Origin of the sequence: Nocardiopsis alkaliphila YIM 80379, assembly GCF_000341005.1 — a bacterium.
In the GTDB taxonomy this organism is placed as follows: domain Bacteria; phylum Actinomycetota; class Actinomycetes; order Streptosporangiales; family Streptosporangiaceae; genus Nocardiopsis; species Nocardiopsis alkaliphila.
Map to the genome: position 1 here is coordinate 26,711 of NZ_ANBD01000105.1, position 15,189 is coordinate 41,899.

The window sequence follows — 15,189 nt, forward strand, 5'->3', positions numbered from 1 at the left end:
CGCGCACCCGCGAAGGTGCGGAGAAGCTCGCTACTCTTCCGGCGTGCCTCTCAGCGGGCTGAAGGGCTACGAGTTCGAGACCGAGGTCATCGGACCTGCCTCGGGCTGGAAAGAGGTGAAGTGCCCGGCTCGAGGGCGGCCGGATCGGTGACCAAGGTGCCGGAGGCCAAGGACCACGAAGCTCGAGGACGTCTTCGGCGATCGATCCGCGAAGGACTGTTAAGTCGGACTTGAGGGATGACCTCGACCCGCGTTACGTGTTCTCCGTTACACAAGACGAAGGCTTTCGTCTTGTTTGTGCAGGTCAGGGCGGTGATGCTTCAGTTGGAGTGGTCGCATCCTGACATGTTCGTCTCAATTAATGAGACAAAATGTAGTTCTGGTTGACGCGCGCACGTTCCTTCGGCCAATGTTAGAAGCGTGCAGAACAACTCCCTGATTCTCGTACTTGGTCGGCGCGCAGCCCACTGAGTCACTTCTGCTGCGCGCCACCCCTCGACCGCCACCGGGCGGTGGGGGTTTTTTTATTGCCGAACCAAGCCCACCAGAGCCCGAGGCCGCTCTGGGCCCTCGCTGAAGGATCTTGAGATGACCGAGCAGATGACCGGCGCACAATCGCTGATCAGGTCGCTGGAGCACGTCGGCGTTGACACTGTCTTCGGGATTCCCGGCGGTGCCATTCTTCCCGCGTACGACCCCCTCTACGACTCGGCCAAGGTGCGTCACATCCTCATGCGCCACGAGCAGGGGGCGGGGCACGCGGCAGAAGGATACGCCTACGCCACCGGGCGTCCCGGGGTGTGCATGGCCACCAGTGGGCCGGGGGCCACCAACCTCGTCACCCCCTTGGCCGACGCGCACATGGACTCCGTGCCGATGGTCGCCATCACCGGGCAGGTCGCCTCCCCGATGATCGGGACCGACGCCTTCCAGGAAGCCGACATCTGCGGCATCACGATGCCCATCACCAAGCACAACTTCCTGGTCAAGGACGTCCGCGAGATCCCGCGCACGATCGCCGAGGCCTTCCACATCGCCTCCAGCGGACGTCCCGGTCCGGTCCTGGTCGACATCTCCAAGGACGCCCTTCAGACCGACGCCGACTTCGTCTGGCCCGAGCGCCTGGAACTGCCCGGTTACCGCCCGGTCACCAAGCCGCACGGCAAGCAGGTTCGTGAGGCCGCTCGGATGATCGCCGACGCCAAGCGCCCCGTCCTGTACGTGGGTGGTGGTGTCCTGCGCGCCGGAGCCGCCGCCGAACTGCGGGTCCTGGCCGAACTGACCGGTGCCCCCGTGGTCACCACCCTGATGGCCCGTGGTGTCTTCCCCGGCTCGCACCCGCTGTACGTGGGCATGCCGGGCATGCACGGCGACGTCGCCGCCGTCGGGGCCCTGCAAAAGGCCGACCTCATCGTCGCCCTGGGCGCCCGCTTCGACGACCGGGTCACCGGGAGGCTGGACAGCTTCGCCCCCGACGCCAAGATCGTCCACGCCGACATCGACCCGGCCGAGATCTCCAAGAACCGTCACGCCGACGTGCCGATCGTCGGTGACTGCCGCGAAGTCCTGGCCGACCTGGTCGTGGCCGTGCGCGCCGACCAGGAGAAGGGCCGCCAAGGCGACTACGAGGCCTGGTGGCACCGGCTGAACCAGCTCCGCACCACCTACCCCAAGGGTTACGACGCCCCCGACGACGGGAGCCTGTCGCCCCAGGCGGTCATCCAGCGCCTGGGCCAGATGGTCGGCCCCGAGGCCACGTACGTGGCGGGCGTGGGCCAGCACCAGATGTGGGCCGCTCAGTTCATCGACTACGAACGGCCGGGCTCCTTCGTCAACTCCGGTGGCCTGGGCACCATGGGCTTCTCCGTTCCGGCGGCCTTGGGCGCCAAGGTGGGCGAACCCGACCGCGTGGTCTGGGCGGTCGACGGTGACGGCTGCTTCCAGATGACCAACCAGGAACTGGCCACGTGCGCGGTCGAGGGCATCCCGATCAAGGTCGCCGTGGTCAACAACGGCAACCTGGGCATGGTCCGCCAGTGGCAGACTCTGTTCTACGAGGGCCGTTACTCCAACACCGACCTACAGACCGCGCCCCGTGACGAGAAGGTCCGTATTCCGGACTTCGTTCGTCTCTCGGAGGCCTACGGTTGTGTGGGGCTGCGTTGCGAGCGTCCCGAGGACATCGACGCCACCATCGAGAAGGCGATGTCCATCAACGACGTCCCCGTGGTCGTCGACTTCAGCGTCAACCACGACGCCATGGTCTGGCCGATGGTCGGTCCGGGCGTCAGCAACGACAACATCCAGTACGCGCGCGACATGGCGCCGAACTGGGAACACCAGGACTAGTAGGAGAAGGCCGAACCACCATGAGCAGTCACACGCTTTCCGTTCTGGTCGAGGACACCCCGGGCATCCTCGCCCGGGCCTCCGCGCTCTTCTCCCGTCGTGGGTTCAACATCGACTCCCTCAGTGTCAGCACCACTGAGTACCCCGGTCTGTCCAGGATGACGATCGCGGTCAACTGCGACCTCCACCCCTTGGAGCAGGTGACCAAACAGCTCAACAAGCTGATCAACGTCGTCAAGATCGTGGAGATGGACACCACCGCGTCGGTGCAGCGTGAGCTGCTCCTGGTCAAGGTCAAGGCCGACGCGTCCAGCCGCACCCATGTGCTTCAGACGGCCGAGCTCTTCCGCGCGCACGTCGTGGACGTCAGCCCGGACGTCGTCGTCATCGAGGCCACCGGCGACCCCGAGAAGCTCGATGCCCTGGTCAAGAACCTGGAGCCCTTCGGAATCAGGGAACTGGTCAAGTCAGGGCTGGTCGCCCTGGGCCGGGGACCGCGTTCGATCACGGACCGCTCCTTGCGAGCGGTCGAGCGCAGCGCCTGAGCCTCCGCAAACTTAGAAACAAGGAGTAACCCCAAGTGGCAGCACAGATGTACTACGACGACGCCGCGGACCTCGCGCTCATCCAGAGCAAGAAGGTCGCCGTGATCGGTTACGGCAGTCAGGGGCACGCGCACGCGTTGTCGCTGCGGGACTCGGGCGTGGACGTGCGGATCGGTCTGGCCGAGGGCTCCAAGAGCCGGGCCAAGGCCGAGGAGGAGGGGCTGCGGGTCCTCAGCCCCGCGGAGGCCACCCGTGAGGCCGACGTCATCATGATCCTGGTCCCGGACCACATCCAGCGCGACCTCTACGCCAACGAGATCGCCCCCAACCTGGAGGCCGGCAACGCGCTGTTCTTCGCGCACGGCTTCAGCATCCGCTTCGGTCTCATCGAGGCCCCCGAGGGCGTCGACGTCGCCATGGTCGCCCCCAAGGGGCCGGGTCACCTGGTTCGCCGGCAGTACGAGGCCGGGCGCGGCGTGCCCTGCCTGGTCGCGGTCGAGAAGGACGCCAGTGGACAGGCCTGGGAGCTGGCCCTGTCCTGGGCCAAGGGCATCGGTGGTACCAAGGCCGGTGCCATCAAGACCACCTTCACCGAGGAGACCGAGACCGACCTGTTCGGTGAGCAGGCCGTGCTGTGCGGTGGCACCGAGGAGCTCGTCAAGGCCGGTTTCGCCACTCTCGTGGAAGCGGGCTACCAGCCGGAGATCGCCTACTTCGAGTGCCTGCACGAGCTGAAGCTGATCGTCGACCTCATGTACGAGGGCGGCATCTCCAAGATGAACTGGTCGGTGTCGGACAACGCCGAGTTCGGTGGCTACACCCGCGGCCCGCGCGTGATCACCGAGCGGACTCGCGAGGAGATGCGCAAGATCCTCGGTGAGATCCAGGACGGTAGCTACGCCAAGGAGCTCATGGCCGAGTTCGATGCCGGGCAGCCGACCTTCACCAAGCGCCGTGAGGCCGAGCAGAACGAGCAGATCGAGAAGGTGGGCGCCGAGCTGCGTCCGCTGATGAGCTGGCTCAAGGCCTAGGTCGTGTTTTTCGGCGCCTCCGCTTCGCTTTGGCGTGTTCGGGCGTTTGGGGGCCAGGAACCTTCGGCACCTACGGTGTGATGGCTCCTACCTCGCGATCCCACCTACGGAGCCTCCCCGGGTTTCCAGAAGAAGCAGGGCCCGACGGCGCCCGAACGAATGACCCCTGTGGCGGGGCGTAGCGCAGAGGGGGAAAGGTGACACATCTTTCCCCCTTCTTTTCTGCCCCTCGCCCAAAGGGCTTCCCTACCTCACAAGTAGACTTTTGACCGGCCGTCACACCCGATTCGGGCAGCGTCTTTACCTGCACGATCGGGTCGTATCACCTGAAAAGGAACCGTTGTGACCAAACCCGTCGTACTCGTCGCGGAAAAGCTCTCGCCCGCCGGAATCGCGCTGCTCGAAGAGGACTTCGAGGTGCGCCATGTGGACGGGTCCGACCGGTCCCAACTGCTTCCGGCTCTGGCCGGCGTCGATGCCCTGATCGTGCGTAGCGCGACCCAGGTGGACGCCGAGGCCGTGGCCGCGGCCGACCGCCTCCAGGTCGTGGCCCGTGCCGGGGTGGGGCTGGACAACGTCGACGTGGACGCCGCCACCAAGGCTGGCGTGCTCGTGGTCAACGCCCCCACCTCCAACATCATCAGCGCCGCCGAGCAGGCCATCAACCTGTTGCTGGCCAGTGCCCGTAACACCGCCCCCGCGCACAACGCCCTCATCAACGGTGAGTGGAAGCGTTCCAAGTACACGGGTGTGGAGCTGTACGAGAAGGTCGTCGGCGTGGTCGGCCTGGGCCGGATCGGGGCCTTGGTCGCCCAGCGCTTGCTGGCCTTCGGCACCAAGGTCATCGCCTACGACCCCTTCGTGCAGCCCGCTCGCGCCGCCCAGATCGGCGTGGAGATGGTCTCGTTGGACGAATTGTTGGAGCGCAGTGACTTCATCACCATCCACCTGCCCAAGAACAAGGACACGCTGGGTCTGATCGGCGACGAGGCACTGACCAAGGTCAAGCCCTCGGTGCGGATCATCAACGCCGCGCGTGGTGGCATCCTCGACGAGGACGCCCTGTACCGGGCACTCAAGGACGGTCGGGTGGCCGGCGCGGGCATCGACGTGTTCGCCAAGGAGCCCACCACCGACAGTCCGCTGTTCGAGTTCGAGAACGTCGTGGTCGCCCCGCACCTGGGCGCCAGCACCACCGAGGCGCAGGAGAAGGCGGGTACGCAGGTCGCCCGCTCGGTCAAGCTGGCCCTGTCCGGCGAGTTCGTGCCGGACGCGGTGAACGTGCAGGGCACCGGGGTGGCCGAGGAGATCAAGCCGGGACTGCCGCTCACCGAGAAGTTGGGTCGGGTGTTCACCTCGCTGGCCGGCGCGCTCGCCGCCCGGATCGACGTCGAGGTGCGCGGTGAGATCGCGGGGCACGACGTGAAGGTCCTGGAGTTGGCCGCGCTCAAGGGTGTGTTCACCGACGTGGTCGAGGACACCGTCACCTTCGTGAACGCGCCGCTGCTGGCCAAGGAGCGCGGGGTCGAGGTCAACCTCGTCACCAGCGACGACAGTGCCGACTGGCGCAACCTGATCTCGGTGCGCGGTGTGCTGGCCGACGGGACGCGGGTCTCGGTCTCGGGCACGCTCACCGGACCCCGCCAGTTCGAGAAGCTGGTGGAGATCAACAACTACACGATGGAGATCAGCCTCGACGAGCACATGGTGTTCCTCTCCTACGAGGACCGCCCCGGTATCGTCGGCAAGGTCGGTGCCCTGCTCGGTGACGCGGACGTCAACATCGCGGGTATGCAGGTCATCCGCGACAAGGAGGGCGGCAAGGCGCTGATCGCCCTGACCGTCGACTCCGCGGTGCCCGAGGAGATCCTCACCTCGATCTCCGGCGAGATCGAGGCGGACCTCACCCGTCAGATCGACCTGGAGAACTGACGGATCCGGATGTGACCGGGTCGGGCCTCGTCGCGTTGTGGCGACGGGGCCCTTTCCCATCTGCGGAAACATCAAGTCGTCTCACATGGTGGGAATCTCTGGTCATATAGTTGGACATCCGATATTCTGAAGGCCTAGGAGTCGAGGCCGCGCCCGCCCCCACCGGGGCCCGCGCAGGCGACTTCGGCAGCGATCCCGCCGGGGCGAGCTCCTTGTCCCCCTTTTCGTGGACAACGTCGCCCACGCCCATCAGTGGTGGCCCGGTCATGCCCACCGGTCATCGCGCAGCGCATTCGGAGGATCACATGTACGACATGATCGAATACCCGTCCACGCCCGACACCGAGGACGAGGTCGCCCGCGCGCTACAGGACGCGATCAACCGCCGCGGTTGAGTCTTTTCGCGGGTGGATGGCTGTATCGGTCCCTCGGGCCGGTACAGTTGTCTCACTTACTGTTCAATTGATCTCGCCATATGAGAAACCGCCGGCGGGATCACGTCCGAGTCGAAGGCAGTCCGTATGGCAGCGCGCACCGTGAAACTGGCCGTCATCCCCGGCGACGGGATCGGCCCCGAGGTCGTCGCCGAAGGCCTCAAGGTGCTGGGGGTCGTGGCCGCCCAGCACGACCTGGCCATCGAGACCACCGAGTACGAACTGGGTGCCAGGCTCTGGCACCGCACCGGTGAGACCCTGCCCGAGTCGGTCGCCACCGAACTCGCCGAACACGAGGCCATCTACCTGGGAGCGGTCGGAGACCCCTCCGTGCCCAGTGGTGTCCTGGAGCGCGGCCTGCTGCTGCGCCTGCGCTTCGACTTCGACCACTACGTCAACCTGCGCCCCGTCCGGCTCTACCCCGGCGTGGACAGCCCTTTGGCGGGCGTGTCCCCCGAGGACATCGACATGTTGGTCGTGCGCGAAGGTACCGAGGGCCCCTACGCCGGCGCCGGCGGTGTGCTGCGCAAGGGCACCCCGCACGAGATCGCCACCCAGGACAGCGTCAACACCCGTTTCGGGGTCGAGCGCGTGGTTCGGTACGCCTTCGCCAAGGCCGCCGAGCGTCCCCGCAAGAAGCTCACCCTGGTGCACAAGGACAACGTCTTGACCTTCGCCGGTGAGTTGTGGCAGCGCACCGTCAAGGAGGTCGGCGCCGAGTACCCCCAGGTCTCGGTGGACTACTGTCACGTCGACGCCGCCTCGATGTTCTTCGTCAACCAGCCGGGTCGCTTCGACGTGGTCGTCACCGACAACTTGTTCGGTGACATCATCACCGACATCGGTGCCGCCATCACCGGTGGTATCGGTCTTGCGGCCAGCGGTAACATCAACCCGGACAACACCTTTCCCAGCATGTTCGAGCCGGTCCACGGCTCCGCGCCCGACATCGCGGGTCAGGGCAAGGCCGACCCCACCGCCACGGTGCTCTCGGCCGCCACCATGCTGAACCACCTGGGGGTGCCCGAAGCCGCCCGACGTATCGAGGACGCGGTCTCGGCGGACCTGAAGACCCGTGCCCGAAGTGGTGCGGTCCGGTCCACCTCCCGGATCGGCGACGACCTCGCCGCGCGAGTAGCCGAGCAGGGCTGAGGCGATCGCCTACGGCCCTGTCTCGAACAGCGGGCGCGGCCGTAGGGGGACATCCAGCCACTTCACGACCCATGAGCGGGCGCGCCCGGAGTACCCGGCGCGCCCGTTGTCCGTTCGGTCCTTCTTGGTCCGCCCTGGCCCCGGGTGCGCTCTTCCGACACACTAGATTCCAGGTCGGCGGCGCTGCCGACCCGATGCATCCGAGAGGACCACCGACAACATGAACAACAACACCACCACCACTGGGTTGACGTTCGACGTCCAGCTCTCCGACCGGCGGAAGACCCCGTCCGAACGTGAGGCACTGCTGGAGAACCCCGGGTTCGGTCAGGTGTTCACCGACCACATGGTGAGCATCCGGTACACCGAGGGCAAGGGCTGGCACGACGCCAAGCTGGAGCCGTACGGCCCCCTGTCCCTGGACCCGGCCACCGCCGCCCTCCACTACGCGCAGGAGATCTTCGAAGGGCTCAAGGCCTACCGCCACCCCGACGGTTCGTTGGCCTCCTTCCGGCCCGAGGCCAACGCGGCCCGCTTCAACCGGAGCGCCGCGCGCATGGCGATGCCCGAACTCCCCGAGGAGCTCTTCCTCAAGTCCATCGAGCTGCTTTTGGCGCACGACGGAGAATGGGTTCCCTCCAAGGAGTACTTCAGCCTCTACTTGCGCCCGTTCATGGTCGCCACGGACGTCGGTCTGGGGGTCAACCACCCCTCCCGCACCTACGTCTACCTGCTCATCGCCTCGCCGGTGGGTTCCTACTTCTCCGGCGGTGTCAAGCCGGTGACCGTCTGGCTGTCCAAGGACTTCACTCGTGCCGCCCCAGGGGGCACCGGTGCCGCGAAGTTCGCCGGTAACTACGCGGCGAGCTTCCTGGCCCAGGCCCAAGCCGTGGAGAAGGGCTGCGATCAGGTCGTGTGGCTGGACGCCCGCGAGCACCGTTGGGTCGAGGAGATGGGCGGCATGAACCTGTGGTTCGTGTTCGGTGAGGGCGAGAACGCACGCCTGCGCACGCCCCCGCTCACCGGCACCCTGCTGCCCGGCATCACCCGCGAGTCGCTGCTCGCCCTCGCACCGGACCTGGGCATTCCCGCCGAGGAGGAGCCGCTGTCCATCGAGGAATGGAAGGCCGCCGCCGAGTCCGGTGAGATGACCGAGGTGTTCGCCTGTGGCACCGCCGCGGTCATCACCCCGGTCGGGCACGTCAAGAGCGATGACGGCGAGTTCAGCATCGGGGATGGTGGCCTGGGCCCGATCACCATGCGTCTGCGCGAAGAACTCGTCGGTTTGCAGACGGGCCTGCGCCCCGACAAGCATGGCTGGATCACCAAGTTCTAGGGACACCGCTCGTCCCGGCGAGGGCCGCCCCGAGCTCGGGGCGGCCCTCGCTCTCTCCCAGGGAGCGACACTTCGCAAACGTCCGGCCTGAGAAACTTCTGTCTCGCCGGCTGAGACATTTGGGGCCTGAACTGCGCTTCTGATCAAAGCATGTGGCACACTGGCCTCATGCCGTCCCAGATCGTGATTATTCAGGGGCGCGCTGGCTGACGCCTTCCCGCGAAAGAGCAGGGAAGAGAACCGGACCCTGCCAGCGCGCTGACCTCTCGTGTCCACGAGGGGTCTTTTTTGTTGGCCGGGACCGTCTTACACCTTCACCTTCGGGAGTTCCACCCATGAGGGACGACAGTTTCCACGTCTTCGACACCACGCTGCGCGACGGAGCCCAGCGCGAGGGGATCAACCTTCGGGTCTCCGACAAACTGGCCATCGCGAAGCTGCTGGACGACTTCGGGGTGGCGTTCATCGAAGGCGGGTGGCCCGGGGCCAACCCCAAGGACACCGAGTTCTTCCAGCGGGCTTCACAAGAGCTTCAGCTGGAACACGCGCAGCTCACCGCGTTCGGCGCGACCCGCCGGGCCGGTGTGAGCGCCGCCGACGACCCACAGGTGGCCGCGTTGCGCGACAGCGGCGCGTCGGTCGTCACCCTTGTCGCCAAGAGTGACGACCGGCATGTCGAACGTGCCCTGCGCACGACGCTCGAGGAGAACCTCGCCATGGTCTCCGACACGGTCTCCTACCTGAGCCGACACGGACAGCGCGTGTTCGTGGACTGCGAGCACTTCTTCGACGGTTACCGGCACAACGCCGAATACGCCCTGTCCGTGGTCCGGGCCGCGGCCGAGGCCGGGGCCGACGTGGTGGTCCTGTGCGACACCAACGGTGGCATGCTTCCCGCCGACGTCACCCGTGTGGTCACCGAGGTGTTGGAGGCCACCGGGGCGCGTCTGGGCATCCATGCCCAGGACGACACCGGCTGCGCCGTCGCCAACACCCTGGCCGCCGTGGACGCGGGGGCCACCCACGTGCAGTGCACCGCCAACGGGTATGGCGAGCGGGTGGGCAACGCGAACCTGTTCTCCGTGGTGGGCGCGCTCACCCTCAAGCACGGCCGGGAGGTCCTGCCCAAGGGCTGTCTGGGCGAGATGACCAGGGTGGCCACCGCGATCGCCGAGATCGTCAACCTGGCCCCCGACACCCATCAGCCCTACGTGGGGATCTCGGCCTTCGCGCACAAGGCCGGCCTGCACGCCTCGGCGATCAAGGTCGACCCGGACCTGTACCAGCACACCGATCCCGAACTGGTCGGAAACCGGATGCGCATGCTCGTCTCCGACATGGCCGGGCGCGCCTCGGTGGAACTCAAGGCCCAGGAGTGGGGCCTGGACCTGACGGGGGACCGTGAGCTCTCCGGCCGGGTCGTGGAACGGGTCAAGGGCCTGGAACTGTCCGGGTACAGCTTCGAGGCCGCCGATGCCTCCCTGGAACTGCTGCTACGCGAGGAGCGGGGGGAGCCGGTCCGCTACTTCGAGACCGAGTCGTGGCGGGTCCTCACCGAGCGTCGCCCGGCCGCCGGCTCCAGCCCTTTGTCCAACGACTACGAGAGCCTGACCGAGGCGACCGTCAAGCTGCGGGTGAAGGGTGAGCGGGTCATCGCCACCGCCGAGGGCAACGGCCCGGTCAACGCGCTGGATCGGGCACTGCGCAATTCGATGGAGAACGTCTACACGGCGCTGGGCGGCTTGGAATTGACCGACTACAAGGTCCGGATCCTGGAAGGCGCCTCGGGTACGGACGCGATCACCCGGATCCTCATCACCTTCAGCGACGGAGTCGAGGAGTGGACGACCGTGGGGGTGGGGCCCAACGTCGTGGACGCCTCCTGGGTCGCGTTGGAACAAGCCATCACCTACGGGCTGCTGCGTCAGGGCTATCCGCGGGACTGAGCCTCGGGCGGGTGACGGAATCGTCACGTTCTTCCGTCACCCGCCGTGCCGATTCGAGAGGAGGCACAGGTCAGGGCTTTGAAACTTACTTACAGGTAAGAAATCCCTGTCCGTCAGGTCATAGCCAGTGTGTCCAGAGCCGCTCGATACTGCGAACTTTCGGGAAGTTCGCGATGTACGAGTGGTGATGGATGTCGGACATAACCGTGGTGCGCCCCGCCGTTGGCGTGCTGTTCGTCTCTCAGAGGAGCGCAGGTCATTCGCCCCCTGAAGACTGCGTGACGTGTTCTCGACCACGACTCGTGCACGGGGCGGAGGCAACGGCGTGACCACCGGCTCGGAGACCGACCGGCGCGTCGCTCCACCAACCCCTCCCACACCCCAACGCAAACGCGCACGTTCGGGAAGGGACGCCCTGCTCGCGTGGGGTTTCCTGGCCCCCTCCGTCGCGATCTTCGCGCTCTTCCTCCTCTATCCGCTGGGCCGTACCGTCTATCTGTCGATGCACGGCAACGACATCATCGGCCAACCCAACCGCTTCGTCGGGCTGAGCCACTTCGCCGAGATGGCCTCGCCCGAGTTCCTCCAGATCCTGGTGACCACCGTGGTGTTCACCCTCGGAGTGGTCGTCCCCGGCGTGGTCGGTGCCCTGGTGATCGTTCTCCTCCTGGAGGGCGTGCTAGAGGGAAGGGGTGGGGCGAAGACCTCCGTTGAGGGTGGTGGCGTTCGGCGGGCGGGCCAGAAGTTCCTGCGCGGTGCCTTCGCCCTCCCCTTCGCCTTCTCCGTGGCCAGCGCCTCGGTGATCTTCTCCGTGTTCTACAGCCCCGGTAACAGCGTGCTCAACGGCATCCTGTACCGCCTGGGCCTGGACCAGGTGCCCTGGCTGACCTCCCAGGAGATGGCCCTGTGGTCGGTCATCATCACCACCGTGTGGATGAACCTGGGATACGGGGTGCTGGTACTCGCGGCGGGCATCGGCTCCATCCCCAAGGAGATCAACGAGGCCGCTCGCATCGACGGTGCCACCGGGCCACGCCTGGCCTGGGACGTCACCATTCCGATGCTCGGTCCCCAGCTCTTCTTCCTGATCGTCATCTCCACGATCAACGCGCTGCAGAGCTTCGGCCAGATCCACATCCTCACCGCGGGCGGGCCGGTCGGCTCCACGACCACCCTCGTCTACTCCATCTACCAGGACGCCTTCGCCTACGGCACCAGCGACTTCGGTCGGGCCAGCGCCCAGGCGCTCGTCCTGCTGTTGGTGGTCTTGGTGTGCACCGTCATCCAGTTCGGTGTCATCGAACGGAAGGTGCACTACTCGTGAGGACCACGACCGTTTCTCGGCCCACGCCCCTGACCCGACACAGACCCACGGCCGGACACGTCCTCGGTCGCGTCCTGCTGTACGCCATGCTGGCCGTGCTCCTGATCCCGGTGCTCTTCCCCGTCTACTACGTGTTCGTGGGAACACTCATGGAACCCCGGGAACTGTCGACCTTTCCCGCCAGACTGTTGCCCACCGGCGTGCACTTGGAGAACGTCCAGGGCGCCCTGAACGCCGTACCCCTGCTGCGCATGTACGGCAACTCGTTGGTCATGGCGGGCGTCATCACCGTCAGTCAGCTCCTCACCTCGGCTCTGGCCGCGTACGCGTTCGTGTTCCTGCGCTTTCGCGGTGCCGCGGTGCTCTTCGCGCTGTTCCTGTCCACCCTGATGGTTCCGGCGGAAGCGACCTTCATTCCCAACTACCTCACCATCACCGGATGGGGCCTGGGCGACTCCTACGCGGGGTTGGTCATGCCGTTCCTGGCCTACGCCTTCGGCACGTTCCTGCTCCGTCAAAGCTTCAAACAGTTCCCCAAGGAGCTGTACGACGCCGCACGCATCGACGGTATGGGGCACCTCAGGTTCCTGTGGACCATCCTGCTGCCGCTGAGCAAGCCGGCCCTGACCGCCGTCGGTACGTACGTCTTCATCACCAGCTGGAACATGTACTTCTGGCCTTTGATCATCACTCGCAGCACCCAGATGCAGACCCTCCAGATCGGCCTGAACAGTCTTAAGGCCGGAGAGGCGGCCAACCCGGGACTCGTCCTGGCGGGCGCCGCCCTGTCGGTCATCCCCACCCTGGCCCTCGTGATCTTCGGACAGCGATTCATCGTCCGTGGACTCACCGCGGGCGCGGTCAAGTAGGGCGAGAAACACCTAGTGGAGAGAACAAGGATGAGAACCTTCCCCCACCGACGAGGCGTCAAGGCCGCGGCACTGCTCGCGAGCCTGGGCCTACTGCTCAGCGCCTGCTCCGGAGACGATGGAGGCGGTGGCGACACCGACCTGACCGCTCCGGGGCCGGAGGTCTTGGACGACCTCGACGAGGCGGTTCAGATCGAGTTCTGGCACAGCATGGACGCCACCAACGGTCAGGTACTGGACCGGCTGATCGACGAGTTCAACTCCCAGAACGAGGGCCGTGTCGAAGTCACCGGTTCCTTCCAGGGCGACTACGACGAGGCCCTGGCCGGTCATCGCGCCGCCATCCAACAGGGTGAGACCGCCGAACTCATCATGATCTACGACCTGGGCACCCAGTTCATGATCGACTCGGGGCAGACCGTGCCGGCCCAGTCCTTCATCGATGAGGACGCCTACGACACCTCCAACGTGGAGGAGGCGCTCCTCAACTACTTCACGGTCGAGGGCGACTTGAGGTCCTTCCCCTTCAACAACTCCACCCCACTGATGTACGTCAACCGGGACGCCTTCGAGGAGGCCGGACTCGACCCGGACTCCCCGCCCACCGACCTCGACGAGATCCGTGAGGCCGCCGAACAGCTCACCATCACCGACGACGACGGCACCGTCGTGCAGTACGGATTCGGCGCGGCGGTGTACGGATGGTTCATCGAACAGTTCATGGCTCGTGCCGCCACCCCCTACTGCGACAACTCCAACGGCCGTGACGGCCGCGCCACCGAGGTCCTCTTCGACGACCCCAAGGTCGTCGAGCTCGTCGAATGGTGGGAGCAGATGATCGAGGACGACCTCGCCGTCCAGATCGGCCGCAACACCGATGATGGTCAGGCCGCCTTCACCTCCGGCCGTGCCGCCATGACCCTGGAGTCCACCGGTTCCCTGGGCGGCTTCATCGAGCAGTCCGACTTCGAGGTCGGTGCCGGTTACTTCCCGTTGATCAGCGCGGGCGACCCGGGCGGTTCGATCATCGGCGGTGCCTCGCTGTGGATCAACGGCGTGGGTCACAGTCCGGAGGAGATCCGTGGATCCTGGGAGTTCGTGCAGTACCTGTTGACCCCGCAGGCCCAGTCGATCTGGCACGCGGGCACCGGTTACCTGGCGGTCAACACCGAGGGCTACGACGGTCCCGAGGCGACCGAACGCGCCGAGGAGTTCCCGCAATTCTCAGTGGCCGCGGCCCAGCTCGCCGACTCCGAGATCAATGAGAACACCGCCGGCTGCATGATGGGCGTGATGTCCGAGGCCCGCGTGGCCGCCGAGGAGGGATGGGAGGCCGCCCTGACCAGTGACCTGTCCGCCCAGGAGGCCATGTCCGACGCCGCCGACGGCGTGAGTGGCACCATCGAGGAGTACAACGCCTCCGTCCAGGACTGAGCGCGAGCACGGAGTGGACGCGCCCGGGGCCCGATGGCCTCGGGCGCCTCGTTCGGTCCTAGGCGTCGGGGTCGACCCAACCGTTGGGCTCACAACCTTGCAGATCCAGGGTCTGTTGCTGCATCACCGGGGCGGGCTCACCCTCCCCGGGGCAGTTCACGTGCCCGTGACCGAGGGTGTGGCCGACCTCGTGGTTGATCAGATAGATCCGGTAGGTCTCCAGGTCGTCGTCGAAGTGCTCCACACCCGCCACCCAACGGTTCTGGTTGATGATGGCGCGGTTGCCGTTGGCGCAGGAGACGAAACCGTTGGTGCGCAACGGCGCGCACATGCGATCCACGGTGTCCGGTGCGGCCAACAGCACCCTGATGTCGGCGTCGTCGCCGTCCACGCGCTGCAGGGAACGGTCACCGTCCTCGCCCCAGCTCCGAGGGTCGCCCAGGATCAGTTCGACCGCATCGACGAAGTCCTCGTTCTTCCCCGGGAGTCCTTCCTCGACCTCCACGGCGAAGGTGGTCAGCGGGCCCTCGCCCGTGACCTCGCCCTCGCCCTCCATGACCTGGATCTCACCGTCGGCGGTGTCGACCTCCTCCACGACCGAACGCAGCAGGACGGGAGTCTCCTCCACGTCCTCCTCCTCGGTCTCCTCTTGGGCCGTGGGGGCGGGGTGGGCGCGGGTGCCGTCCGGGACACCGTCACCGGTGGGCCCTTGCGCGGAGGTCTCCTCGGGAGTGACCGGTTCCTCACCAGGGGCGGGCACGCCGACCATCAACATCGCGGAGGCACCTGAGACCACGCACAGGCCGAGTGCCAGCCCCAAGGGGCGTCCGCGACGCC

Annotated in this window: 11 protein-coding genes; 10 read left to right on the plus strand and 1 reads right to left on the minus strand. The window is 66.4% G+C overall.

All coding sequences use genetic code 11. The features are described from left to right. The first annotated feature begins 588 nt into the window (after positions 1 to 588). From D472_RS0115345 to D472_RS0115395, 10 genes are all read left to right on the plus strand, one after another. Positions 589 to 2,349: an acetolactate synthase large subunit gene (locus D472_RS0115345; RefSeq protein ID WP_017605365.1), complete on the plus strand. Its 1,761-nt coding sequence runs from the start codon at positions 589 to 591 to the stop codon at positions 2,347 to 2,349. A gap of 20 nt (positions 2,350 to 2,369) precedes the next feature. Then, positions 2,370 to 2,894, plus strand: coding sequence for an acetolactate synthase small subunit (gene ilvN / locus D472_RS0115350; RefSeq protein WP_017605366.1), 525 nt, complete (start codon positions 2,370 to 2,372; stop codon positions 2,892 to 2,894). Between the two features lie 35 nt (positions 2,895 to 2,929). Further along, positions 2,930 to 3,925, plus strand: a complete 996-nt coding sequence (gene ilvC / locus D472_RS0115355) for a ketol-acid reductoisomerase (RefSeq protein ID WP_193373471.1) — start codon at positions 2,930 to 2,932, stop codon at positions 3,923 to 3,925. 342 nt (positions 3,926 to 4,267) lie between these two features. Then, positions 4,268 to 5,857 (plus strand): phosphoglycerate dehydrogenase, encoded by a 1,590-nt coding sequence (gene serA / locus D472_RS0115360; RefSeq protein ID WP_017605368.1) that lies wholly within the window; start codon positions 4,268 to 4,270, stop codon positions 5,855 to 5,857. Between the two features lie 521 nt (positions 5,858 to 6,378). After that, positions 6,379 to 7,443, plus strand: a complete 1,065-nt coding sequence (locus tag D472_RS0115370; protein WP_017605370.1) for a 3-isopropylmalate dehydrogenase — start codon at positions 6,379 to 6,381, stop codon at positions 7,441 to 7,443. Positions 7,444 to 7,663: 220 nt separating this feature from the next. Then, the gene (locus tag D472_RS0115375; protein ID WP_017605371.1) at positions 7,664 to 8,779 is read left to right on the plus strand and encodes a branched-chain amino acid aminotransferase; all 1,116 of its coding nucleotides are present in this window, start codon (positions 7,664 to 7,666) and stop codon (positions 8,777 to 8,779) included. A 335-nt stretch (positions 8,780 to 9,114) separates the two neighbouring features. Further along, the gene (gene cimA, locus D472_RS0115380) at positions 9,115 to 10,725 is read left to right on the plus strand and encodes a citramalate synthase (RefSeq protein ID WP_017605372.1); all 1,611 of its coding nucleotides are present in this window, start codon (positions 9,115 to 9,117) and stop codon (positions 10,723 to 10,725) included. Positions 10,726 to 11,050: 325 nt separating this feature from the next. Further along, positions 11,051 to 12,049: an ABC transporter permease subunit gene (locus D472_RS0115385; RefSeq protein WP_026117726.1), complete on the plus strand. Its 999-nt coding sequence runs from the start codon at positions 11,051 to 11,053 to the stop codon at positions 12,047 to 12,049. Then, the gene (locus D472_RS0115390) at positions 12,046 to 12,918 is read left to right on the plus strand and encodes a carbohydrate ABC transporter permease (RefSeq protein WP_017605374.1); all 873 of its coding nucleotides are present in this window, start codon (positions 12,046 to 12,048) and stop codon (positions 12,916 to 12,918) included. The genes D472_RS0115385 and D472_RS0115390 overlap by 4 nt, the downstream gene beginning before the upstream one ends. Positions 12,919 to 12,948: 30 nt before the next feature. Beyond that, positions 12,949 to 14,352: an ABC transporter substrate-binding protein gene (locus D472_RS0115395; RefSeq protein WP_017605375.1), complete on the plus strand. Its 1,404-nt coding sequence runs from the start codon at positions 12,949 to 12,951 to the stop codon at positions 14,350 to 14,352. A 58-nt stretch (positions 14,353 to 14,410) separates the two neighbouring features. Here D472_RS0115395 and D472_RS0115400 read toward each other — a convergent pair whose 3' ends face one another. After that, complete coding sequence (locus D472_RS0115400) at positions 14,411 to 15,172, minus strand: DUF3152 domain-containing protein (protein ID WP_026117727.1); 762 nt, start codon at positions 15,170 to 15,172, stop codon at positions 14,411 to 14,413. Between the last annotated feature and the right edge of the window lie 17 nt (positions 15,173 to 15,189).